This window comes from Mycobacterium sp. GA-2829 (assembly GCF_001499965.1).
Taxonomy (GTDB): Bacteria; Actinomycetota; Actinomycetes; order Mycobacteriales; family Mycobacteriaceae; genus Mycobacterium.
In genome coordinates this window covers 1-22,017 of the sequence record NZ_LQIT01000010.1, presented here as the reverse complement: position 1 = coordinate 22,017, position 22,017 = coordinate 1, and the positions used below count along the sequence as shown (strand labels likewise).

The 22,017-nt window shown below is 68.9% G+C and carries 13 protein-coding genes and 1 pseudogene; 1 reads left to right on the top strand and 13 read right to left on the bottom strand.

Annotated features, from left to right (window positions below):
* Window positions 1–39: 39 nt before the first annotated feature.
* The 13 genes from AU194_RS07345 to glf all read right to left on the bottom strand — a co-directional run bounded on the left by AU194_RS07345 (window position 40) and on the right by glf (window position 21,290).
* Window positions 40–1,218, bottom strand: coding sequence for a metallophosphoesterase (locus tag AU194_RS07345; RefSeq protein WP_059088677.1), 1,179 nt, complete (start codon window positions 1,216–1,218; stop codon window positions 40–42).
* A gap of 35 nt (window positions 1,219–1,253) precedes the next feature.
* Complete coding sequence (locus tag AU194_RS07340) at window positions 1,254–2,828, bottom strand: acyl-CoA carboxylase subunit beta (RefSeq protein WP_059088586.1); 1,575 nt, start codon at window positions 2,826–2,828, stop codon at window positions 1,254–1,256.
* A complete protein-coding gene (gene pks13, locus AU194_RS07335) occupies window positions 2,825–8,239 on the bottom strand; it encodes a polyketide synthase Pks13 (RefSeq protein ID WP_157575945.1) in 5,415 nt (1,804 codons plus the stop codon). Before pks13 ends, AU194_RS07340 begins: the two co-directional genes overlap by 4 nt.
* Window positions 8,240–8,389: 150 nt before the next feature.
* Window positions 8,390–10,279, bottom strand: coding sequence for a long-chain-fatty-acid--AMP ligase FadD32 (fadD32, locus tag AU194_RS07330; RefSeq protein ID WP_059088584.1), 1,890 nt, complete (start codon window positions 10,277–10,279; stop codon window positions 8,390–8,392).
* A 241-nt stretch (window positions 10,280–10,520) separates the two neighbouring features.
* Window positions 10,521–11,528: a cutinase family protein gene (locus tag AU194_RS07325; RefSeq protein ID WP_059088583.1), complete on the bottom strand. Its 1,008-nt coding sequence runs from the start codon at window positions 11,526–11,528 to the stop codon at window positions 10,521–10,523.
* A gap of 33 nt (window positions 11,529–11,561) precedes the next feature.
* Window positions 11,562–12,047 carry a DUF732 domain-containing protein gene (locus AU194_RS07320; protein WP_231743220.1) on the bottom strand — a complete coding sequence of 162 codons (486 nt, stop codon included), beginning with the start codon at window positions 12,045–12,047 and terminating at the stop codon, window positions 11,562–11,564.
* Between the two features lie 55 nt (window positions 12,048–12,102).
* Window positions 12,103–12,999 carry an alpha/beta hydrolase-fold protein gene (locus AU194_RS07315; protein ID WP_059088582.1) on the bottom strand — a complete coding sequence of 299 codons (897 nt, stop codon included), beginning with the start codon at window positions 12,997–12,999 and terminating at the stop codon, window positions 12,103–12,105.
* A gap of 145 nt (window positions 13,000–13,144) precedes the next feature.
* Entirely contained in the window at window positions 13,145–14,185 is a 1,041-nt protein-coding gene (locus AU194_RS07310) for an esterase family protein (RefSeq protein WP_059088581.1), read from the bottom strand.
* 487 nt (window positions 14,186–14,672) lie between these two features.
* The gene (zomB, locus tag AU194_RS07305) at window positions 14,673–16,673 is read right to left on the bottom strand and encodes a flagellar motor control protein ZomB (RefSeq protein WP_059088580.1); all 2,001 of its coding nucleotides are present in this window, start codon (window positions 16,671–16,673) and stop codon (window positions 14,673–14,675) included.
* Window positions 16,651–17,571 (bottom strand): decaprenyl-phosphate phosphoribosyltransferase, encoded by a 921-nt coding sequence (locus AU194_RS07300; protein WP_059088675.1) that lies wholly within the window; start codon window positions 17,569–17,571, stop codon window positions 16,651–16,653. The genes zomB and AU194_RS07300 overlap by 23 nt, the downstream gene beginning before the upstream one ends.
* A 24-nt stretch (window positions 17,572–17,595) precedes the next feature.
* Complete coding sequence (locus AU194_RS07295) at window positions 17,596–18,132, bottom strand: phosphatase PAP2 family protein (protein WP_059088579.1); 537 nt, start codon at window positions 18,130–18,132, stop codon at window positions 17,596–17,598.
* 3 nt (window positions 18,133–18,135) lie between these two features.
* Window positions 18,136–20,061 carry a glycosyltransferase gene (locus AU194_RS07290; protein ID WP_059088578.1) on the bottom strand — a complete coding sequence of 642 codons (1,926 nt, stop codon included), beginning with the start codon at window positions 20,059–20,061 and terminating at the stop codon, window positions 18,136–18,138.
* Window positions 20,058–21,290, bottom strand: a complete 1,233-nt coding sequence (gene glf, locus AU194_RS07285) for a UDP-galactopyranose mutase (RefSeq protein ID WP_059088577.1) — start codon at window positions 21,288–21,290, stop codon at window positions 20,058–20,060. The genes AU194_RS07290 and glf overlap by 4 nt, the downstream gene beginning before the upstream one ends.
* Before the next feature lie 249 nt (window positions 21,291–21,539).
* Between glf and AU194_RS07280 the strand changes: the two are divergent.
* Window positions 21,540–22,017: pseudogene (locus tag AU194_RS07280) on the top strand (hypothetical protein); the annotation flags it as partial.

The following is a 22,017-nucleotide window of genomic DNA, read 5'->3' as shown; positions in this document are numbered from 1 at the left end:
CCTGCGCCTTTGCTGGTGAACATCCGGGGGTGATGACCGTCACGCCCGCAGCGTGAGCACTGTGATCTCGCTTGGCGCGAAGACGCGGAACGGCGGACCCCAGAAGCCGGTACCGCGGCTGGTGTACAGCTGGGTCTTCTCGCCGTAGCGGCTGAGCCCCCGCACCACCGGCTGCTCGAGCCGCACCAGATAGTGGAACGGCCAGATCTGTCCGCCGTGGGTGTGGCCGGAGATCTGCAGGTCCACCCCGGCGCGGACGGCGTGGGCGACCTGTTTGGGCTGGTGGGCCAGCAGGAGCACCGGCAGGGTGCGGTCGGCCCCTGCCAGCGCGGCGTCGAGGTCGGTGCCGTGCCCGTGCACGCCGGAGGCCTTGGCGGTCGCGTCGTCCACGCCGGCGACGACGAGCCGGTTCCCGCCTCGCTCGACGACGATGTGCCGGTTGTGCAGCGCGTCCCAGCCGATGCGCTGCATGTAGTCCAGCCAGCCCTGCGCCTCGCTGAAATACTCGTGGTTGCCGGTGACGTAGACGCGGGCCTTCGTGGCGGTCACCTGCGCGAGCGGGGACGCCTGGTTCTCCCGCTGGTCGACGGTGCCGTCGGCGATGTCGCCGACGTGGCAGACGACGTCGGCGTCCAGCGCGTTGACCTTCTCCACCACCGCGGCCGACCAACGGGCGCGGTCGAGCGCGCCGTAGTGCGTGTCGGTGATCATCACGACCCGCAGGCCCTCGAGGCCCCGACCGAGCCCGGCGATCCGGATGTCCACCCGCTTGATCCGCGGCACCCGCATCGCCTCGGCGTACCCGTAGGCCAGCAGTACGGCAGTCACCGCGAGGACCGCGACGGCGACCGACCGGCCGCGCGCCGGATCGTCCACTCCGGCGGCCAACAGGACAAGGCGCAGTACGTTGCCGAGCACCGACCACACGAACAGCACCCACACCCCGCCGAGCAGCGCGTCCGCGGTGGCGGCGATCCAGTCGGGGCGCTTGCGGCCGTGCCCGAGAAACAGCATGGCAGGCAGGCCGAGGAAGGCGGCGGCGAACACCACCGTGCCCATGACGACGACGGGTGTCGGCCATGCCGTACCCGCCAGCAGCAGCGTCCACCACGGGACGCCGAAGAGCAGCAGCAGGATCGTCGACACGATCGCGGTACGACGCCACCGGGTCCGGGTGCGGCGCGGGGTCTCGACGACGTCGGCGGGGACATCGGTCATCTCATCGGGCATACGACCCGACGGTACCGACCGGGTTAGATCGGGGTGAGGCCGTGTTTGCGCTGCACGCGCTGGATCTGCTTGTCCCGCAGCAGGCGCATCGACTTGCGCAGGAGCAACCGGGTCTCGTGCGGTTCGATGACCGCATCGATGAACCCACGCTCGGCCGCGATCCACGGCGTCGCCATGTTCAGGTTGTAGCCCTCGATGAAGTCGGCGCGGATCTTCTGCACCTCCGGCGCGGTCGGATCCGGGAACCGCTTCACCAGCAGCTGCGCCGCACCCTCCGCACCGATCACCGCGATCCGTGCGGTCGGCCAGGCGAAGTTCAGATCCGCCGAGAGCTGCTTGGAGCCCATCACCGCGTAGGCCCCGCCGTAGGACTTGCGGATCGTGATCGTCACCTTCGGCACGTCCGCCTCGACGACGGCGTTGAGGAACCGTCCGCCGCGCTTGATGATGCCGCCCTTCTCCTGTTCGACGCCCGGCATGAAGCCCGGGGTGTCGACGACGAAGACCAGCGGCAGGTTGTAGGAGTCGCAGAACCGGATGAACCGGGCGGCCTTGTCGGACGCCTCGTTGTCGATCGATCCCGACAGGTGCATCGGCTGGTTCGCGACCACGCCCACCGAGCGGCCGTCGACCCGAGCGAAGGCAGTGATGATGGCCTGGCCCTGGTTGGCCGCGACATCGAACACGTCCCCGTCGTCGAAGATCCGCAGCAGGATCTCGTGCATGTCGTAGGCCATGTTGTCGCTGTCCGGCACGATCGTGTCGAGCTCGAGGTCGTGCGGGGTGATCTCCGGCTCCAGACCGGGGTTGACCACCGGAGCGTCGTCGAAGGTGTTGGGCGGCAAGAACTCAAGGTAGTCGCGGACGTACTGGAACGCCGCCTTCTCGTCCTCGACGACCTGGTGGATGTTGCCGTAGCGGGCCTGGGCGTCGGCGCCGCCGAGTTCGTCGAGACTGACGTCCTCCCCGGTGACGTCCTTGATGACGTCGGGGCCGGTGACGAACATGTAGCCCTGATCGCGGACCGCGACCACCAGATCGGTCTGGATCGGCGAATACACCGCGCCGCCCGCGCACTTGCCGAGGATGATCGAGATCTCCGGCACCAGGCCGCGCAGCAGCTCGTGGCGGCGACCGAGTTCGGCATACCAGGCCAGCGACGTCACCGCGTCCTGGATCCGGGCGCCCGCGGAATCGTTGATGCCGATGATCGGGCAGCCGACCATGGCCACCCACTCCATCAGGCGAGCCACCTTGCGGCCGAACATCTCGCCGACCGACCCCTGGAACACCGTCTGGTCGTGGCTGAACACACCGACCGGCCTGCCGTTGATGGTGCCGTGGCCGGTCACCACGCCGTCACCGAACAGCGCGTTCGGGTCGCCCGGCGTCTTCGCCAGCGCACCGATCTCGAGGAAGCTGCCCGGGTCGAGCAACGCGTAAATGCGGTCCCTGGCGCTGGGCAGGCCCTTGCGGTCGCGCCGCGCCTTGGCCTTCTCGTCGCCCGGGTCCTTGGCCAGCTCGAGCTTCTCGCGCAGTTCGGCGAGCTTCTCGGCGGTCGTCTGCTGCTGTGTCGGGGCTGGTGCTTCCGTGCTCACTTGGCCTCGCTCTCGATCCGGTTGATCGCCTCGCTCATGTGGGCGCCCACCTTGGCAATGTACGGCTCGTCGATCGCCTGGATGTGCTCACCCCCGATGGGCACGACCTCGAGATCGGCGACGAACTCACCCCAGCCGCCGTCGGGCTGGCGGGTGGCGTACCGCGGTTCGAAGTAGATCGCGTCGTCGTGGTAGCGGTCGGCCATGTAGAGCGTGACGTGCCCGTCGTAGGGCTTGATCTCGGCGGTGTCGATCATCCGGTTGTCCAGATACGACGTGCGCTGGTGCTCGATGATGCCGCCGGGGATCTGCACGCCGCTGGCCGCGACGGCCTCCATGACGAACCGCACCTGACCCTCGTCGTCGAGGTTCTCCAGCTCCTCGTACGGGATCTCCGGGATCTCGACGTTGAAGGTGCGCTCGGCGAACCGGGCGTACCGCTCCCAGCGGGCGCGGGTCTCCTCCTTGGTCTGTGGCACCTCCTCACCGGCGCGCACGGCGTCGATGAGGCCCACGAACCGCACGTCCGCACCGGCCTGCTTGAGCCCGATCGCACACGCGTAGGCCAGCACCCCGCCCAGTGACCAGCCGGCCAGGATGAACGGTGTCCCGGTCTTGCCGTCGGTCCAGCCGTTGATCTCCAGCAACTTCGGCACGTACTCGGCCGCGCGTTCCTCGACCGAACCCTCGACCCGTTCGATGCCGTACATCGGGGTGTCGGCGGGCAGCCGGTTGAGCAGCGGTTCGTAGACCACCGTCGACCCACCGGCCGGATGGAACACGAACACCGGGATCTGGCTGCCACCTTCTGCGGGAGCACGCAGCACCCGCACGAAACCGTCGACCTTGCCCGCCTCGAGGTGGTCGCGCACCGTGGTGGCGAGTTCCTCGATGGTCTTGGCGGACTTCACCTCGTCGGCGGTGATGGTGCCCTCGGCGCGTTCGGACAGCCGCTCGGCCATCTTCGCCGCGGTGGCGTCGTCGACCTTCGGCAGCTCGTTGAAGATGCCGCCCGGCGACTTACCGGTGACGATCGCCCACGTCGCGAACGTCACCCGCTCGGACGCGTCACGGGGCGGCACGTCGGCGCCGAGCGCCTCGGTGACGGCCTCCTGCGTCAGGACCTGCGCGGCCGCCTTGGCCGCCGAGGATTTCGCGGGCTCCGGACCCGCCGGATTGGTCGGCGGCGCAGGGATGTTGGCGGGTCCCGACGGGTCGGTCGGCGGAGCGGGGATCGAATCCTGCTGCGTGCTCGGCTCGGCCTGCGGATCGGGCACCGGGGTGGTCGCGGTGGTCTCGTTGGCGCCCGAAAGCACCGCCGCCTGTTCGGCAGCCTGCTCGGAAGCCTTCTCCCCCAGAGGATGACCGGCCTCGGCCAGCTTCTCCTCGAGTTCGGCGACCGTGGACGCGCCACCCATCAGCTCGGCCTGTTCGGCCGCGATCTCCTCGGCGGTCTTGCCCTTCTGCGATTCGGCCAACTGGTCGACCTCGTCGCGGTGCTCGATCGCGTAGACGATGAGCTGCTCGACGGCGTAGAGGTTGGCGTCGCGCACCGCGGTCAGCTGGATCGGCGGCAGATCGAAGTCGTATTCGACGCGGTTCTTGATCCGCACCGCCATCAGCGAATCCAGGCCGAGCTCGATCAGCGGCACCTCCCACGGCAGGTCCTCGGGTTCGTACCCCATGGCACCGCCGACGATCAGGCCCAGCCGGTCGCGCACCGTCTCACCGGAGTCCGGTGACCATTTGCCCAGGCCCGCACCGAGATTCGCACCGGCGGTGAGGTTGTCGGACAGGATGGCCGCGTCGTCGGGCTCGGGTTCGGCCGGGGCCAGCGACGCCGGTTGCGCGGCAACGGTTCCGGTGGCCACCGCGGCGGGCAGAGCGACCGCGGCACCGCCACGGGTGACGATCGCGTCGTACACCAGCGTGAAGGACTCGTCGATCCGCGCGTGCACCTGCACCGACGCCCCACCCGGGTGACGGGTCAGCGTGGTGACCAGGCGCGCGCCCTCGCCGGGCACCGCACGCTGCTCGGCGGCGGCCACTGTGGCGTCCGAGAACACCTGCGAGGCAGCCGATTTCACCAGCGCGGCCAACGCCTTGTCGTCCACCGCCCCGCGCGGGCTGAACTCCCACACGTGGCGGCCGTCCGGGGTGGCGACGTGGCTGCCCGGCATGACGCCGGCGTTGTCACCGCTGAACCGCACGTCGAGCCAGTGCGGCTTGCGCCGGAACCGGGTCGGCGGGACATTGGCGTAGTCCAGCGCACCGGCCAGCCCGCGCGAGCGCCGCGGGAACAGCGTGCGCATGTCGAGGTCGTGGCCGTGGACGAACAGCTGCGCCATCGCCGTGGTCATCGAGTCGACCTCGTCCTGCTTACGGGCCAGCGTGGCGATCAGCTGACCGTCGTGCAGACCCGCGGCCATCGTGGTCAGCCCGACCTGCATGAGCGCCACCGGATTCGGGGCGAGCTCGAGGAACGTGGTGTGCCCGTTGTCGACGGCGTTGCGGATGCCGTGGGTGAAGTAGACGCTGTGGCGCAGCCCCTTCTTCCAGTAGTCGACATCGTGGATCGGGTCGCTGCCCGCCCGCAGGAACTTGCCCTCGTGCACGGTCGAGTAGTAGCCGACCTGCAGCGGATGCGGTTCGATGCCGACCAGTTCGGCAGCCAGCTCACCGAGCAGCGGATCCATCTGCGAGGTGTGGCTGGCGCCCTTGGTCTGGAACTTGCGGGCGAACTTGCCCTCCGCCTCAGCCCGGGCGATGATCGCGTCCACCTGCTCGGGCGGACCGCCGATCACGGTCTGCGTCGGGGCGGCGTACACGCACACCTCGAGGTCCGGGTAGTCCGAGAACACCGTCTTGATCTCGTCGGCGGAGTACTCCACCAGTGCCATCAGCCGGATGTACTCGCCGAACAGCATCGCCTCGCCCTCACCCATGAGGTGGCTGCGCGAGCAGATGGTGCGGGTGGCGTCCTCCAGGGACAACCCGCCGGCGAAGTACGCCGCGGCGGCCTCGCCGAGGGACTGCCCGATCACCGCACCCGGCTTGGCGCCGTGGTGGCGGAGCAGTTCGCCGAGCGCGATCTGGATCGCGAAGATGACCAGCTGCACCTTCTCGATCGGCAGTTCGGTGGTCTCGTCGCTGTAGTCGATGGCGTCGTCGAGGATCAGTTCGAGGATCGAGTGTCCGCGCTCATCCTGGATGTAGGAGTCGACCTTGTTGATCCACTCGGCGAAGACCTCGTTGCGCAGGTAGAGGCTCTTGCCCATCTTGCGGTGCTGGGCGCCGAAGCCGGCGAGCACCCAGACGGGTCCGTTGGTGACGGGGCCGTCGGCGCTGAACACGTTCGGGCTCTGCTTACCCTCGGCCAGGGCGCGCAGCCCCTTGATCGCCTCGTCGTGGTCGCGGGCCAGCACCACCGCGCGCGAGCGTCCGTGGTTGCGGCGCGACAGCGTCCGCCCGATCGACTCGAGCGACGACGCGCGCCCCTCCTCGCTGTCCATCCAGTCGGCCAGCTCGGCCGCGGCGGCCCGTTTACGCGAGGTCAGGAACGCCGAAACGGCAAGCGGCACAAGCGGAGTGGGCTGTTCCTTCGATTCGAGCTCCTGCCGCGCGGCCTCGAGCAGCCGCTTGGCCTCGTCGGTCATGCCGGGCAGTTCGTACTCGGGTTCGGTGGCGGCCGCGGGCCGGTCGAGAGCGTCGTCCTCTTCAGAGTCGATGAACTCGCCGTACTCGTCCATCCGCACCCCGCCCACGTACACGGCGGGTTTGTTCGGTTCGGCGGTCACCTCGACGACCTGCTCGGTCTCCGGTTCGACGAGGTCGCCGGGCAGCACCTCGCGCATCACGATGTGCGCGTTGGCGCCGCCGAAGCCGAAGCCGGAGACACCGGCGATCGCGTGGCCGCTGTAGCGCGGCCAGTCCGAAACGGTGTCGTTGACCTTCAACCGCACCGCGTTGAAGTCGATGTACGGGTTGGGCCCGGTGTAGTTGATCGACGGCGGCAGCTTGTCGTTGCGCAGCGACAGCGCCACCTTGGCCAGGCTGGCCGCACCGGCCGCCGACTCCAGGTGTCCCACGTTGGATTTCACCGCGCCGAGCAGGGCCGGCTTGTCGGCGGGCCTGCTGCGACCGACGACGCGGCCGAGCGCGTCGGCCTCGATCGGATCGCCGAGGATGGTGCCGGTGCCGTGCGCCTCGACGTAGTCGACGTCGCGCGGATTGATGCCTGCGTCCTTGTACGCCTTGCGCAGCACTTCGGCCTGGGCGTCCGGGTTCGGCGCCAGCATGCCGTTGGACCGGCCGTCGTGGTTGACCGCGCTACCGGCGATCACCGCGATGATGTCGTCGCCGTCGCGGCGGGCGTCGCTCAACCGCTTGAGCACCAGCATGCCGCCGCCCTCGGAGCGGGCGTAGCCGTTGGCGTCCTGGGAGAACGACTTGATCCGGCCGTCAGGGGCGAGCACGCCGCCGACCTCGTCGAAACCGATGGTGACCAGCGGGGTGATCAGCGCGTTGACACCGCCGACGACCGCGACGTCGGCCTCACCGGCGCGCAGCGCGGCGACGCCCTGGTGGGCGGCGACCAGCGAACTCGAACACGCGGTGTCGATCGCCATCGACGGGCCGCGGAAGTCGTAGAAGTAGGACACCCGGTTGGCGATGATCGAGCTGGTGGTGCCGGTGATCGCGTACGGGTGCGCCACCGACGGATCGGCGACGGACATGAAGCTGTAGTCGTTGTTCGACGCACCGATGTAGACGCCGACGCGCTCCCCGCGCAGACTCGACGCCGGGATGCGGGCGTGCTCGAGCGCCTCCCACGTCAGCTCCAGCGCCATCCGCTGCTGCGGATCGATGTTGTCGGCTTCCATCTTCGACAGCGCGAAGAACTCGGCGTCGAAACCCTTGATGTCGGACAGGTACCCGCCGCGGGTGGCGGCCTTGGCGACGCGTTCGGCGATCCGCGGGTCGCCCAGGAACTCCTCCCAGCGGCCCTCGGGCAGATCGGTGATCGCGTCGCGGCCCTCGAGCAGCGCCTGCCACATCTCGTCGGCGCTGTTCATCTCCCCGGGGAACCGGGTCGCGATACCGACCACCGCGATGTCCTCGACGTCGCGGGAGCGGGTCCAATCCTGATCGTCAGCCCCGTCGTCTTCACGCTCGGGCTCACCTTCGATGATCACCGTCGCCAGCGATTCGATGGTCGGGTGGCGGAACGCGACCGTCGCGGTCAGCGTGACACCGGTGAGGTCCTCGATGTCGCTGGCCATCGCGACCGCGTCGCGCGACGACAGACCGAGCTCCACCATCGCGGTCGACTCGTCGATCGCATCGGCGCTCTGCCCGGTCGCGTTGGCGATCCAGTTGCGCAGCCACTCCCGCATCTCGGCGACGGTCATGTCGACCTGAGCGGGCCTCAGCGGGCCGTCCTCCCCTTGGGCGACGATCGGCTGGTTCTCAGCGGAGGGCGAATTGTTCGGTGTTTCAGACATGTTCATCTCTTTCGCCGCCCGCGGCGGTTCGTGTCAGGGGAAGGCGCGGCCCGTTCGTCAGTCGGTCTCGTCGGGGAAGGCGTTGGCGATCTTCCCGCTGCGGAGGCTGCCGTCGAGGTAGGCCGAGCGGCAGGCGCGACGCCCGATCTTGCCGCTCGAGGTGCGCGGGATCGCACCGGCCGGGGTCAGCAGCACGTCGCGCACGGTGACGCCGTGACGCACGGCGATCGCGGCGCGGATGTCGTCGGCGATCGGCCCCATGTCGAGCTTGTGCGCACCCGGCGCCCGCTCACCGACGATGACGAGCTGTTCGGAGGTGTCGTCGGCGTTGCGCTTGAGACCGGCGTGGGCGTTCTCGAAGACCTCGTCGGGCAACTGGTTGGCCGGCACCGAGAACGCGGCGACGAACCCGGTGCGCAGGGCCTTGGTGGCCTCCTGCGCCGAGTACTCGAGGTCCTGCGGATAGTGGTTGCGGCCGTCGATGATCACCAGATCCTTGACGCGGCCGGTGATGTAGAGCTCACCCTCGTGGTAGGCGCCGAGGTCACCGGTGCGCACCCAGGTCGCGTCGTCGGGCGCACCCTGGGCGTGGCTGGGTTCGGTGCGCGACTTGAGGATGTTGTGGAAAGTCGCGATCGTCTCCTCGGGCTTACCCCAGTAGCCGGTGCCCATGTTCTGGCCGCTGATCCAGATCTCGCCGATCTGCCCGTCGGGCAGCTCGGTGGCGGTCTCGTGGTCGACGATCACGGCCCACTCGGCGACGCCGATCTTGCCCGCACCCGCCTGCGCGACAGCCTTCGGCGAATCCTCGGCCACCTCGACGAAGCGGTGGTCGTTGAGCGCGTCGCGGTCGACGTAGGTGATCCGCGGCTCGGCGCTGATCGGTGTGGTGGACACGAACAGCGTCGCCTCCGCCAGACCGTAGGACGGCTTGATCGCCTTGGGCTGGAACCCGAACGGGCCGAACGCCTCGTTGAACCGGCGCACGGTGGCCGCCGAGATCGGCTCACTGCCGTTGAGGATGCACTTGATGTTCGACAGGTCCATGGGCGGTTCGCCGTCTTTGGGCACCCCGCGGGCGGCGGCGTGGTCGAACGCGAAGTTCGGGGCCACCGAGATGACACCGCCGGTGTCGCCCTCCTTGCGCGCCATCTCGCGGATCCAGCGGCCGGGGCGGCGGACGAACGCGGCGGGCGTCATGAAGGTGATGTAGTGGCCGAGCATCGGGGAGAGCAGCACGGTGATCAGCCCCATGTCGTGGAAGAACGGCAGCCACGACACACCGCGGTCACCCTCCTCGCCCTCGAGCGCCTCGATGACCTGGACGACGTTGGTGGCCAGGTTCAGGTGCGTGATCTGGACGCCGGTCGGGATGCGGGTGGAACCGGAGGTGTACTGCAGGTAGGCGATGGTCGTCTGGTCGACCTCGACGGGTTCCCACGTGGCCCCGACCTCGTTGGGCACCGCGTCGACCGCGATGACGCGGGGACGCTGGTTGGCCGGCCGGGTCCGGAAGAACTTGCGCACGCCCTCGGCGGCGGCGGTGGTGGTCAGGATGGCCGACGGGTGACAGTCGTCGAGCACCGCGTGCAGGCGGCCGACGTGACCCGGTTCGTTCGGGTCGAACAGCGGGACCGCGATCCGCCCGGAGTACAGCGTGCCGAAGAACGCCACGAGGTAGTCGAGGTTCTGCGGGCAGAGGATCGCGACGCGGTCGCCGGGCTGGGTGACCTGCTGCAACCGCGCGCCGACGGCGCGGTTGCGGGCGCCGAAGTCGTTCCAGTTCAGATCCCGCGCGATGCCGTCCCGCTCGGTCGAGAAATCGAGGAAGCGGTAGGCGAGCTTGTCCCCACGCACCTTCGCCCATCGCTCGACGTGACGCACCAGGTTCCCGTTGTCGGGGAACTTGATCAGTCCGTCCTTGATGAACGGGTTGTGGAACGGCATGTGCACACTCTCCTGTCAAACCGCGGCTGGCTGCACGGCTCTTTCACGGTCGCTGCGGTCACCGGCGGACGGCGCGGACCCGAACCTCAAAATGCTACTCGGGCAGAGGTGGGTGCCGGCATCGACGCACCCGCCGCACCCGCCGCACCCGCGTCAGCCATCGCTCGCAGCCTTAGTTTTCTCTTAATATCAAGCATGTTAAGCGGCGGGTGGGCACTCGCCAAATCAACTTGGTCACATGTCAACCATGTTTTGGTTGCGGCGCGTTCTCGATCAGACCGCGCGCCCAGTTCAGCGTCCACGCCGTGGCGGGCTGGCCGTCGACCTGCCAGAACTGCGGCGTGGCGTACATCGCATGCACCGGTTGTCCGGCACCGCCGGCCAATGTCTCCAACGTACGCGGCAGGTTCACGATCGAAAACGCCGATTCGGGCGCCGCGCAGATCAGGTCGCCGGGTGCGCAGATCTCGAAGGTGCGGTCGTTGAGTTCACCGAAACCGCCCGGCCGCGGCCCGGTCATGGCCAACCCCAGCGCGCTCAGCGTCGGCACCTCGGCCAGCGTGATCTCGGCACCCACCCCGGGCGGGTTCGGACCCACGTCCTGTCCGACCCCGGTCTGGCGGCGGCCGTCGGCGATCGCGGTCACCCCGAGCACGAGGTCCTGGTCGATCGGGCCGCGGCCGTTGCCGATGTCGCTGGCGATGTCCCCGGCGATCACCGCGCCCTGGGAGAAGCCGACGATCACGTAGCTGGTCAGGGGGCAGCGGTTGTTCATGTCCGTCAGCGCCCGCACCGCGGCCTGGGTGCCCTCGGCGCGGCTGTCGTTGTAGGACATCTGCTTGTCCGCGGAGAACGGATTGTGGAACTGGGCGGTGTAGGGAACCGTGTACACCTCGAGCCGGTCGTTGCCGAACTCCGCGCGCAGGGGATTGGTCACGTTGAGCAGCAACGCGATCGGGAACTGGGTCGGGTTGAACGGATCCAGCTGCGGTGAGGACTCCCAGGTCCCCGGGATCGACAGCAGCTGCACGTCGGGGCAGCTGGCGTCCTGGAACTCCGGTCGCGGCTTACCGGTCGACGGTGCGCTCGTCGGCGGCACCGCGGTGGGCGGCATCGCCGTGTCGGGGGTGTCGGGCCTGCGCATCACCACGACGACGATGGCCACCACCAACACCACCACCAGGGTCATCGCCCCGGCGGCGGCCAGGGCGAGGATGCGGTGACGTTTGCGTCGGTTGGATTTCGGCATGGTGAATCGGCTCCTTGCGGACACGGGTCTGCGTTAGCAGAGACGGTCGGTTGCGATGCGAATGTAGTCGGCTGTCGCGGCGTTGACCTCACTCACCGAGGTCCGCATGGAGCCGGGACGGGTGGCGCGCACGTCGCTGCGCACCAGCGGAACGATGAACTCCCACACCGCCTGCTCACTCTGCTGGGCCGCCCGCGCCTGGCAGACCGCCGAGCCGATCGACAGGGCGCGCAGATCGCTGGTCTTGCGGACCCCGGCGGCATCCAACGCGTTCAGGTAGAGCCGCTGCTGGCTGGTGACGGTCAGCGCACCGGGCTGGGCGGCGCCGTCGGGCGGGGTGGGCAGATCCGAGCCACGGTCGGCGGGCCGGTCCGGGAGCGCGGCGGGCGGAGGTGCGGCGGTCGAGGTGACATCGCGGTTCAGGAGGCCGTTGGTCAGGCTGCACGCGGCGAGCAGCGCGGCCAACGGCACCACGGACAGCATGAACAGCGTCGGGAGGATCCGGCGTCGATGCTGCACGTTGCCCACGGTACCGGCTATCCGGAACGCATCCGGCGGCGCAGGATCGACCGCGTCAGGCGATCGCGGCGGCCAAGTCTCCGGAGAGCGCGCCCAGCTGCGGACCCCAGCTGCCCCAGCCGTGTTCACCGCCGGACGGGAAGTCGAAGTGCCCGTTACCGCCGCCGACAGCGCGATAGTGCTGGTAGAACGCGCGGTTGCTGCCCTGGGCCTGATCGCAGTAGCCGATCATCGCGGGCGGGTCCACACACGTCAGCGTGGTGGGGCTGTACAGCCACAGCCGGGTGTTGTTGTTGGCCAGCAGCTGGATGTGGACGTCGGGGTCGTGCCACTTCCACCGGCCCAGCTGTGGCAGGCCCCACATGTTGCGGGTGTCGGCACCGCCGAAGCGCGCCAGACCCGCGGTGATGGCGCCGTTCATCGCGGTCGCCGACGGCGTCAGGAAGCCCGACATCGAGCCGGCGTAGCGGAAGCGGTCGGGATGGAACGCGGCCAGCGTCAACGCGGCCGTGCCACCCTGCGCGGCGCCCACGACGCCGTGCCCGCCGGGCGCCAGGCCCTTGTTGGCGGCCAGCCAGTCCGGCAGCTCCGCCGAAAGGAACGTCTCCCACTGCTTACTGCCGTCGGCCTCCCAGTTGGTGTACAGGCTCCACGCGCCACCGGCGGGGGCGGCGACCGAGACACCCTTACCCGCAAGGGTGTTCATCGCGTTGCCCGCGGTCACCCAGTTGCTGACCTCGGGGGCGGCGTTGAACGCGTCGAGCAGGTACACCGCATGCGGTCCGCCGGCCTGGAACGCGACCGGGATGGCGCGGCCCATCGCCGCGGACGGCACCATCAGGTATTCGACGGCGTCGGCCCGGGCCGCGGCCGGAGACACCGTGTCGACGGCCGACCACAGGCCCGCGGCCACCGCCAGACTCAGCACCGCTCGCCACACCCCACGCATCATCACAGCACACACCTCACGTCCCGTTGATCCACACCCCGCCGCAGGTAGTGAACCACACCACTGCCGGCCCCGGTCCTGAAGTGTTCCGAAACGGCGACGGCGGCGCCCCGAAGGGAACGCCGCCGTCGAACCGTCGATCAGTGTGTCAGTTGCCACCCTCGGCACCCGCGGGGGCGGGCGACGGCTGCGGCACCGCACCCAGCACGCGCTGGATGTCCGGCTTCATCTGCTGCAGCTGCTGACCCCAGTAACCCCAGCTGTGGGTACCGGCCTGCGGGAAGTTGAACACGCCGTTGCGACCACCGGCGGCCAGGTACTGCTCCTGGAACGTCTCGTTGGTGCGCAGCGTGAAGCTCTCCAGGAACTTCGCGTTGAAGTTGTCGCCCTCGACTTGGCCGTTGATGTCGGCCGGCTTGCCGTTACCGCAGAACACCCAGACGCGGGTGCCGTTGGCGACGAGCTTGTCGATGTTGACCATCGGGTCGTTGCGCTTCCACGCCGGATCGCTCGACGGACCCCACATGTCCTCGGACTTGTAGCCGCCGGCGTCACCCATGGACAGGCCGACCAGCATGGGCCACCAGCCCTCGGACAGGTTCAGGAAGCCCGACAGCGAGGCCGCGTACTGGAACTGCTGCGGGTAGTAGATCGCCAGCGTCAGCGCGGCGGAACCGGCCATCGACAGGCCGACGGCCGCGTTACGGTTCGGGTTCACACCCTTGGTCGAGGCCAGGTACGCGGGAAGCTCCTGGGTCAGGAACGTCTCCCACTTGTAAGTGGAGCAACCGGCCTTACCGCAAGCCGGCTTGTACCAGTCGCTGTAGAAGCTGGACTGGCCGCCGACCGGCATGATCACCGAGAGGCCGGAGTCCAGGTACCACTCGAACGCGGCGGTGTTGATGTCCCAGCCGTTGAAGTCGTCCTGGGCGCGCAGACCGTCGAGCAGGTACACGCCCGGGGAGTTGGCGCCACCACTCTGGAACTGGACCTTGATGTCGCGGCCCATGCCCGCAGACGGGACCATGAGGTACTCGACCGGCAGACCCGGGCGCGAGAACGCACCGGCCGTCGCCGAGTTTCCTGCGACGCCGACCAGGCCGGGCAGCACGGCAGCGGCAGCGGCCGCGATCGTGAGCCGGCGCGGCATGGCCCTCACCGCGTCGCGCATCTTCCCAACGAAACTCATACTGCAATTTCCCATCTGTCGTAAGCCGCAACCGGTCCGGGGGCTCCAGACCAGGCTGCGTTGCCCGTGTAGTCAACCACACGATCGTGTGATCGTTCTCTCCAGCGTGTTTCGCCACGACCGGCGCAGCCCGGCGGGATGCGGCGTTCGCGGTGGGTCGTGAAGTCCGCATCCGCGCACTTCAGCGCCTCGGCGCGGGGGTGATCGCCGAGGTGGGTTCTCTGGGTGGCGAAATCGCCACAGCGGGGTCGGGTGGAATTCGTCACCCGGGTCCGACGGATCGCCTGCGGCCCGTCCGCGCACCGTTGCGCTGCGGGATCCACACGCGACGTGCTACGCATCTGCGGTCCTTCGATCGTTTTCGGGGCAGCATTGGATGGGGTGTCGTGAGACACCTGACCGGGATATCGATCGACCTGCCCCCGGCGTTACCCAAACAGACCGGGCACCCGGGGGCCAAATCGGCGGCCCGCACGTCATGTATCGGTTACGGTCCCGCCGCGGGCATCCCGGTGTACGGCGGTTCGAACGGTTCGGGCACCGGCAGACCGCAGCGTGCCAGCTCGTACCGCGGCACCCGGTCGAGCCGGTATTTCGTGAATTCGTAGGCGTGCACCACGTTCGACAGGAACCGGCGCGGGGTCAGCGGCGCCCGGATCGAGTTGAGCACCGTATCGGTGGCCGGGCACCGCAGTGCCGCCTCGGCCTGGGCCACCCAGTCGCGGTCGAGGTAGGTGGGCAGGTAGGGCGGGATCTTGAAGAACGGCCCCTCGGCGACCGCCCAGTCCGGGAACAGGTTCTTGTCGTGGCCGATGCGGCCGTCCTGCAAACGTTCGGTGTGCGCGGCCAGCGGGTTGGCCAGCCCGATCTGGTCGATCACCCGCACGTCGAGGCCGACGTTCATCGAGGACATGCCCAGGTTGGTGAAGAACACCGTGTGTGGGCCGATGTAGCCGGGGCCCGCGTCGGGAGGCGGCGGGTAGGCCGGCACCACGTCCCACATGTCGTAGTTGCCCGACGGCAGCAGCAGCGCCCCGTCCGGGGTGTTGTCGATCGCGGTCATCAGGGCCCGCATGCGGGGATAGTCCAGGTAATCGGCGGCGGTCAGCGGGTGGGCGTGTCCGGTCGCCTGCGCGTAGAAGCGGCGTTCGTCGACGATGCCGGTGTCGGTGACGCGGGTGGCGTCGGGACCCATGCCCGGCGCGTTGGCCGCCCACAGCGACCAGCCCGCGACCCCCAGCCACAGCACGCTGGTGGCCCCGGCCAGCAGGTAGCCGGTCTCACGGCTGAACCGGCTGCCGTCGGGCAGCACCACCGGGATCACCGAGACCGGCAGCAGCATGCAGAACAGCGGGGTCAGCAGCACCCGGCCGTGCATGAAGTCGCCACCCTGGCGCACCCAGTAGATCGCTTGCAGCGCACCGCTTCCCACGATGAACAGCACCACCACCGGCGGGCTCTGCACCAGCCGGGCCAACCGGCCGTACCCGCGCGGCGGCTCGTGCCGGATCCACCACGGCCTGCTGCGGGTGCTCACCAGCAGCACGCCGGTCACGATCAGCAGCACCGCGGGCACCCACAGCAGGTAGGGCTCGACGAAGTTGGTGAGGTAGGTCAACCCCTGCGGCCACTTGGCGCCGGAGGCGTCCTTGGCCACCGCGGTGCCGGGCACGATCAGCGCGTAATAGCCCATCCGGAAGATCTGGTAGGCCACCGGCAGCAGGCCGCCCGCGACGACGATCAGCGACCTGCGCCGCCAGGACCGGGCCGCGATCAGCATCATCAGCAGTACCCCGACGCCGAGCAGCGCGAGTTCCGGACGCACCAGCACGCTGAGCCCGGCGACGAACGCCAGCGCGGCGGTGAATCCCCTGCCGATCGCGTCGCGGCCCTCGCCCGACGGGTTGCGCAAACCCTGCGACCAGCACACCAGCATCCACCACAGCAGCCCGAGGTAGGCGATGACCAGCCCGTTCTCCAACCCGGACGTGGCGAAGTCGCGGGCCGGGGGCACCGCGATGTAGACCAGCACACCCGCGGGCAGCAGCAGGGCGCGTCGGCCCTGCAGGCTGGGCGCGTAGAGGCGGGCGGTGCCGAGCATCGCCAGCGCGACGCCCGCCAGGCTGAGCACCAGCGCGAACACCAGCGCGACGTACTCGAGCTGCACCGAGCCGCCGATCCAGGCGCCGACGGTGATCAGGTAGGTCCACAGCGTGGAGGTGTTGGCCTCGACCCGCTCCCCCGCGTTGAACACCGGCCCGTTGCCCGCCAGCAGGTTGCGCACGGTGCGAAGCACGATGAGCCCGTCGTCGGCGATCCACCGGCGCTCCCAGGCGCCCCAGCCGAACAGCAGCGCCACCACGACGACGCCGGCCCACAGGCTGATGCGGGTGGTGACGTCGAACGGGAACTCGGGGCCACGGATCAGCCGGCGTGCGATGCCCGCACCTCTGGGCGGGCGGAGGTCAGCCGAAGATGACTGCCGCACCGACAGTCCCGATCCACGCCACGGCGAGGAACTGCAGCACCCGGTCGCGCAGCGCGATCTCCTCGGGTTCACCGGCCATACCGCCGTCGACGTCGACCGCGTAGCGCAGGATCGCGATCGTGAACGGGATCATCGACACGACGAACCACGACGTGCCGCCCGCGTCGTCGCGCCCGAACGCCCACAGGCCGTAGCACAGCACGACCGCCGTCGCCGACATCGTCCACACGAACCGCAGGTAGGTGGTGGTGTAGCTCTCCAGTGACTTGCGGATCTTGGCGCCGGTCCGCTCGGCGAGCTGCAGTTCGGCGTAGCGCTTACCGGCCGCCATGAACAGCGATCCGAACGCCATCACCAGCAGGAACCACTGTGACAGCGGGATGTCGGCGGCCACGCCACCGGCGATCGCACGGATCAGGAAGCCCGACGAGACGATGCAGATGTCGAGCACCGCCTGGTGTTTGAGCCCGAAGCAGTACGCCAGCTGGATCGCGATGTAGACCGCCATCACCAGCGCGAGGTTCGGGGTCAGCAGCCAGGAGATCAGCAGGCACGCCACGCCCAGCACGACGGCCAGCCCGTAGGCCAGCCGTTGGGAGACCACGCCTGCCGCGATCGGCCGGAACCGCTTGGTGGGGTGGGCACGATCGGCTTCGACGTCACGGGCGTCGTTGACCAGGTACACCGTGGAGGCGGCCAGGCAGAACGCGACGAACGCGACCGACACCTTGACCAGCACTTCGCGGTAGTCGTAGGTGAACCGGTCGTCGCCGAGTGCGACCAGCGGTGCGGCGAGCACCAGTAGGTTCTTCACCCACTGCCGTGGCCGGATCGCCTTGATGATGCCTGCGGGCAGACTGCGCGGCGGGCCGGTGACCGGCGCCGCTTCCTCACTCATCCCGATACCCATGACGCCCAGAACTCATCTCGATCCGCTCCATTGCCCTGCGCTCGTTCCTGCCACCCGCGCGGCGGTCTCGGCGACCACCGCACCGACCGCGACACCGGTCATCACGTCACTGGGATAGTGCACGCCCAGTACCAGCCGTGACAACGCCATCGGCGGGATCAGCAGTGCGGGCAGCGGCAGCCCCGTCAGCCGGCCGAGCAGCACCGCGGCCGCGGTGGTGGAGGTGGCGTGCGCGGACGGGAAGCTCAACCGGCTGGGCGTTCCGACGTTGACCGCGATCGCGGGGTGGTGCGGCCGCTCGCGGCGCACCACGCGCTTGATCACCACCGCGGCGGCGTGCGCGGCGAACGCGCCCGCACCGGCGACCAGCCAGTCACGACGGCGTTCGGGCTGCAGCAGTGCGCCCGCGCCTGCGACGGCCAGCCAGCCGGCGCTGTGTTCACCGAAGTGGGAGAGGGCGCGGGCACCGGTGAGCACGCCGGGGCGGCCTGCGAGCGCGGCCTGCACCGCGACCAGCGCGGCGTCCTCACCGCGTGGTTCGTCAGCCATGGTTCATCGCACTTCTTGCGGGGAGAGCAGCACCGTCTCCCACTGTTGCTTGCTGGCAAGCGTCGGGAGCGCTTCGCGGTAGACCCGGCGCATGTGGTCGAAGCGGCGGGCCAGCTTGCGCTGCCTGCGTACGGACTCCCGCAGCAGCGCGATCATCTTCGCCCGGTCGCGCTTGCGGTAGACCACGCCGCGGCCGTCGGCGGTCGTGACCGTGACCCCGTCGTATTTGGACAGCAGGAACCACCGGGAGTTCTGCGTCGGCACGTTGAGCTGCGGGCGCTCGTGGTTCTGCGGGTCGGCCGCTTTGGCGTTGTGCAGGATGCCGCGGATCAGGTGGTAGGCGATCACCGGTTTGGCGACCGGCGGGTCGATCTTCTGCAGCTTCTCCGACGGCGACGGCAGTTCACTGGCCGCGGGCAGCACCACGGCGTCCGGGTACTGCTTGCGGATGCGGTGCACCTCGGGCAGCGCGCTCTCGAGGATCGAGAAGATGTGCTCCGGCCCGGCGAGGAAGTCGTCCATCGCCTTGTTCTGGATCGCGACAGTCGAATATTCAAGACACGCAAGGTGTTTGAGCGTGGCCTTGAAGTGGCTGCGGATCAGTCCGCGGATGTCGCCGTCCCAGTGCAGCGCGGCGACCACCAACCGGTTGCGCAGGTGGAAGTACGCCTGCCAGTCGATCGCGTCGTCCTTGTCGCTCCACGCCATGTGCCAGATCGCGGTGCCGGGCATGGTGGCGGTGGGGTAGCCGTGTTCGGCGGCGCGCAGCCCGTACTCGGCGTCGTCCCATTTGATGAACAGCGGCAGCGGTTGGCCGAGCTCCTCGGCGACCTGCCGCGGGATCATGCACATCCACCAGCCGTTGTAGTCGACGTCGATGCGCCGGTGCAGCAGCTGGCTGCGTTCGCTGTTGTCCTGCAGCGGGAACTTGGCGAAGTCGTGGTCGTACTCGGTGTAGGGCGCCGAGGTCCACATGAAGTTCGCCCGGTCGACGACCTCACCCATGATGTGCAGGTGCGACGGCTCCTGCAGGTTGAGCATCTGGCCACCGACGAGCATCGGCGTCTTGGCGAAGCGGTTGAGCGCGAGCGCGCGCAGGATCGAGTCCGGTTCGACGCGGATGTCGTCGTCCATGAACAGGATCTGTTCGCAGTCGGTGTTCTTGAGCGCCTCGTACATCACGCGGCTGTAGCCGCCGGACCCGCCGAGGTTGGGCTGGTCGTGGATGGAGAGCCGGTTGCCCAGCGGCGCCACGGCCTCGGCGAACTCGGGGTGGTCGCGGACCTTCCGGTTGCCCTGGTCAGGCACGATCACCGCGCTGATCACCTCGTCGACCAGCGGGTCGGAGGTCAGCGCGCGCAGCGAGTTCACGCAGTCGTCGGGCCGGTTGAACGTCGGGATGCCGACGGCGACGTTGGCCACCCCTGGCGCGGGCACCGGCGCGTACCACCCGGCGCTGTGCAGCGTCACGGCGCTGTCGGTGGTGATGTCGAACCAGATCCAGCCGCCGTCCTCGAACGGCTGCAGTCCGACCTCCACCTCGACGACGGTGGGCCGGTCTCCCTCGCTCGAGAACGCCCGGCCCTCGACGAAGATGCGCGCGCCCGTGGCCTTGGTGCGATAGAGGTCCACCCGGCCGCTGCCGGTCAGCTCGGCCCGCAGCACCACCGCGGGCAGCGTCGACCAGCGCCGCCAGTAGCTGGCGGGAAACGCGTTGAAGTACGTGGAGAACGACACCTCGGATTCGGCGCCGACCTCGAGCGTCGTCCTGGTGCGGGCGTGCGCCCGCCGCGCGTTGGTCTCGGATTCCTCTATATAGAGCTTGCGGACGTCGAGGGGTTCGCCCGGCCGCGGCAGGATCACGCGGGACAGCAGGCTCACTGCGCGTGATTCGCCGGCGACCGGCGTACCGGTGGCGATCTCACTCATGAATTGGTGTTCTCTCGGTCGTCTTGCAGGGGCGCACCGTCGCGGAGGTGCGGCGCCAGGGTGTTGTCGTACATGTTCAGCGCGCTGGCGATGGCCATGTGCATGTCCAGGTACTGGTAGGTGCCCAACCGCCCGCCGAACAGGACCTTGGCCGCGACAGTCTCCTGTTTGGCCTTGTTCCGGTAGGCGGCCAGCAGCGCGCGGTCGGACTCGGTGTTGATCGGATAGTAGGGCTCGTCGTTCTCGTCGGCGAACCGGGAGAACTCCCGCATGATCACGGTCTTGTCGGTCGGGTAGGCCCGCTCCGGATGGAAGTGCCGGAACTCGTGGATGCGGGTGTAGGGCACGTCGGCGTCGTTGTAGTTCATGACGGGGGTGCCCTGAAAATCCCCGGTGTCGAGGACCTCGAGTTCGAAGTCCAGCGTGCGCCAGCCCAGCCGCCCCTCGGAGTAGTCGAAGTAGCGGTCGACGGGGCCGGTGTACACGACCGGGGCGTCGGGGTTCGCCGCGCGCAGGTCGTCGCGGACGTCGAACCAGTCGGTGTCGAGCCGCACCTCGATGCGGTCGTCGGCGGCCATGTTCTCCAGCCACTTCGTGAAGCCCGCGACGGGCAGACCCTCGTAGGTGTCGTTGAAGTAGCGGTTGTCGAACGTGTAGCGCACCGGCAGCCGGCTGATGGTCGAGGCGGGCAGCTCCTTGGGGTCGGTCTGCCACTGTTTGGCCGTGTAGTGCTTGACGAAGGCCTCGTAGAGCGGGCGGCCGATCAGGGAGATCGCCTTCTCCTCGAGATTCTTGGCGTCCTCGGTCCTGATCTCGGCGGCCTGTTCGGCGATCAGCGCACGCGCCTCGTCGGGGGTGAAGTAGCGGCCGAAGAACTGGCTGACCAGGCCCAGACCCATCGGGAACTGATAGGCCTGGCCGTTGTACAGCGCGAACACCCGATGCTGGTAGCCGGTGAAGTCGGTGAACTGGCGCACGTAGTCCCACACCCGCTGATTGGAGGTGTGGAACAGGTGGGCGCCGTAGCGGTGCACCTCTATACCGGTCTGCGGTTCGGGCTCGGAGTAGGCGTTACCCCCGATGTGGGGCCTGCGCTCGAGGACGAGGACCCGCTTGTTCAGTTGGGTCGCCACCCGCTCGGCGATCGTGAGGCCGAAGAATCCGGAGCCGACGACGATCAGGTCGTACTGGGCTCCGGAGGGTGGGACCGGGGTGTTGGGGGAGCTCATCGGCAGCCAGGGTATCCGACCGCGGCGCCCGGCCCCGACATGCGCTCCGGCCGGGCGGCGGAACCGTAGGGCGAGTCCAGGTCGCAATTGGCTCACGATTCCGCATCGTCACTCTAGTCACAGCAGTCACGCCCGTAGCATCGATCTCGTCGGAGCGTGGGCTCGTGAGAGGGAGTTCGTCGCCGTCGACACGATCGAAAAACCCTACGAGCAATAGCCACATGTAGTCCATGTATTGAGGAGACTTCCGTGCCGAACCGACGTCGCAGCAAGGCCTCGACAGCCATGAGCGCGTTCGCCGCCGTGGCCGTGGCAAGTCCAGTCGCAGCAGTGGCAGTGACCCAACTCTCCGGGCCCACCGATGCGCCTCAGCACCGTGAATTCGTCCAGGCCGCGATGATCACCGATCTGCCCAGCGAGCTGATGTCGGCGCTGTCGCAAGGTCTTTCGTCCTTCGGGATCAACCTGCCGCCGTCGCTGGCCGGCAGCCCGGCCACGTCGACGCTGACCTCACCGGGCCTGGGCTCCCCCGGCCTGACCGCCCCGGGTCTCACCTCGCCCGGCCTCACGTCCCGCGGCCTGACCTCCCCCGGCCTCACCACACCCGGTCTGGACACCCCGGGACTGACCACCCCCGGTCTGGGCACACCCGGACTGACCCCCCCCCGCCAGCGGGCCCCCGGCCACGGGCACCCCGGCCAGACCCAACCCGCCCACACCCACCCGG

Coding starts and splice junctions, on each gene's coding strand:
- glf (WP_059088577.1), bottom strand. CDS start 21,290: ATGAGCTCCCCCAACACCCCGGTCCCACCCTCCGGAGCCCAGTACGAC.
- AU194_RS07300 (WP_059088675.1), bottom strand. CDS start 17,571: ATGAGTGAGGAAGCGGCGCCGGTCACCGGCCCGCCGCGCAGTCTGCCC.
- AU194_RS07310 (WP_059088581.1), bottom strand. CDS start 14,185: ATGAGTTTCGTTGGGAAGATGCGCGACGCGGTGAGGGCCATGCCGCGC.
- pks13 (WP_157575945.1), bottom strand. CDS start 8,239: ATGACCGTCGCCGAGATGCGGGAGTGGCTGCGCAACTGGATCGCCAAC.
- AU194_RS07315 (WP_059088582.1), bottom strand. CDS start 12,999: ATGATGCGTGGGGTGTGGCGAGCGGTGCTGAGTCTGGCGGTGGCCGCG.
- fadD32 (WP_059088584.1), bottom strand. CDS start 10,279: ATGCCGTTCCACAACCCGTTCATCAAGGACGGACTGATCAAGTTCCCC.
- AU194_RS07295 (WP_059088579.1), bottom strand. CDS start 18,132: ATGGCTGACGAACCACGCGGTGAGGACGCCGCGCTGGTCGCGGTGCAG.
- AU194_RS07345 (WP_059088677.1), bottom strand. CDS start 1,218: ATGACCGATGTCCCCGCCGACGTCGTCGAGACCCCGCGCCGCACCCGG.
- AU194_RS07290 (WP_059088578.1), bottom strand. CDS start 20,061: ATGAGTGAGATCGCCACCGGTACGCCGGTCGCCGGCGAATCACGCGCA.
- AU194_RS07325 (WP_059088583.1), bottom strand. CDS start 11,528: ATGCCGAAATCCAACCGACGCAAACGTCACCGCATCCTCGCCCTGGCC.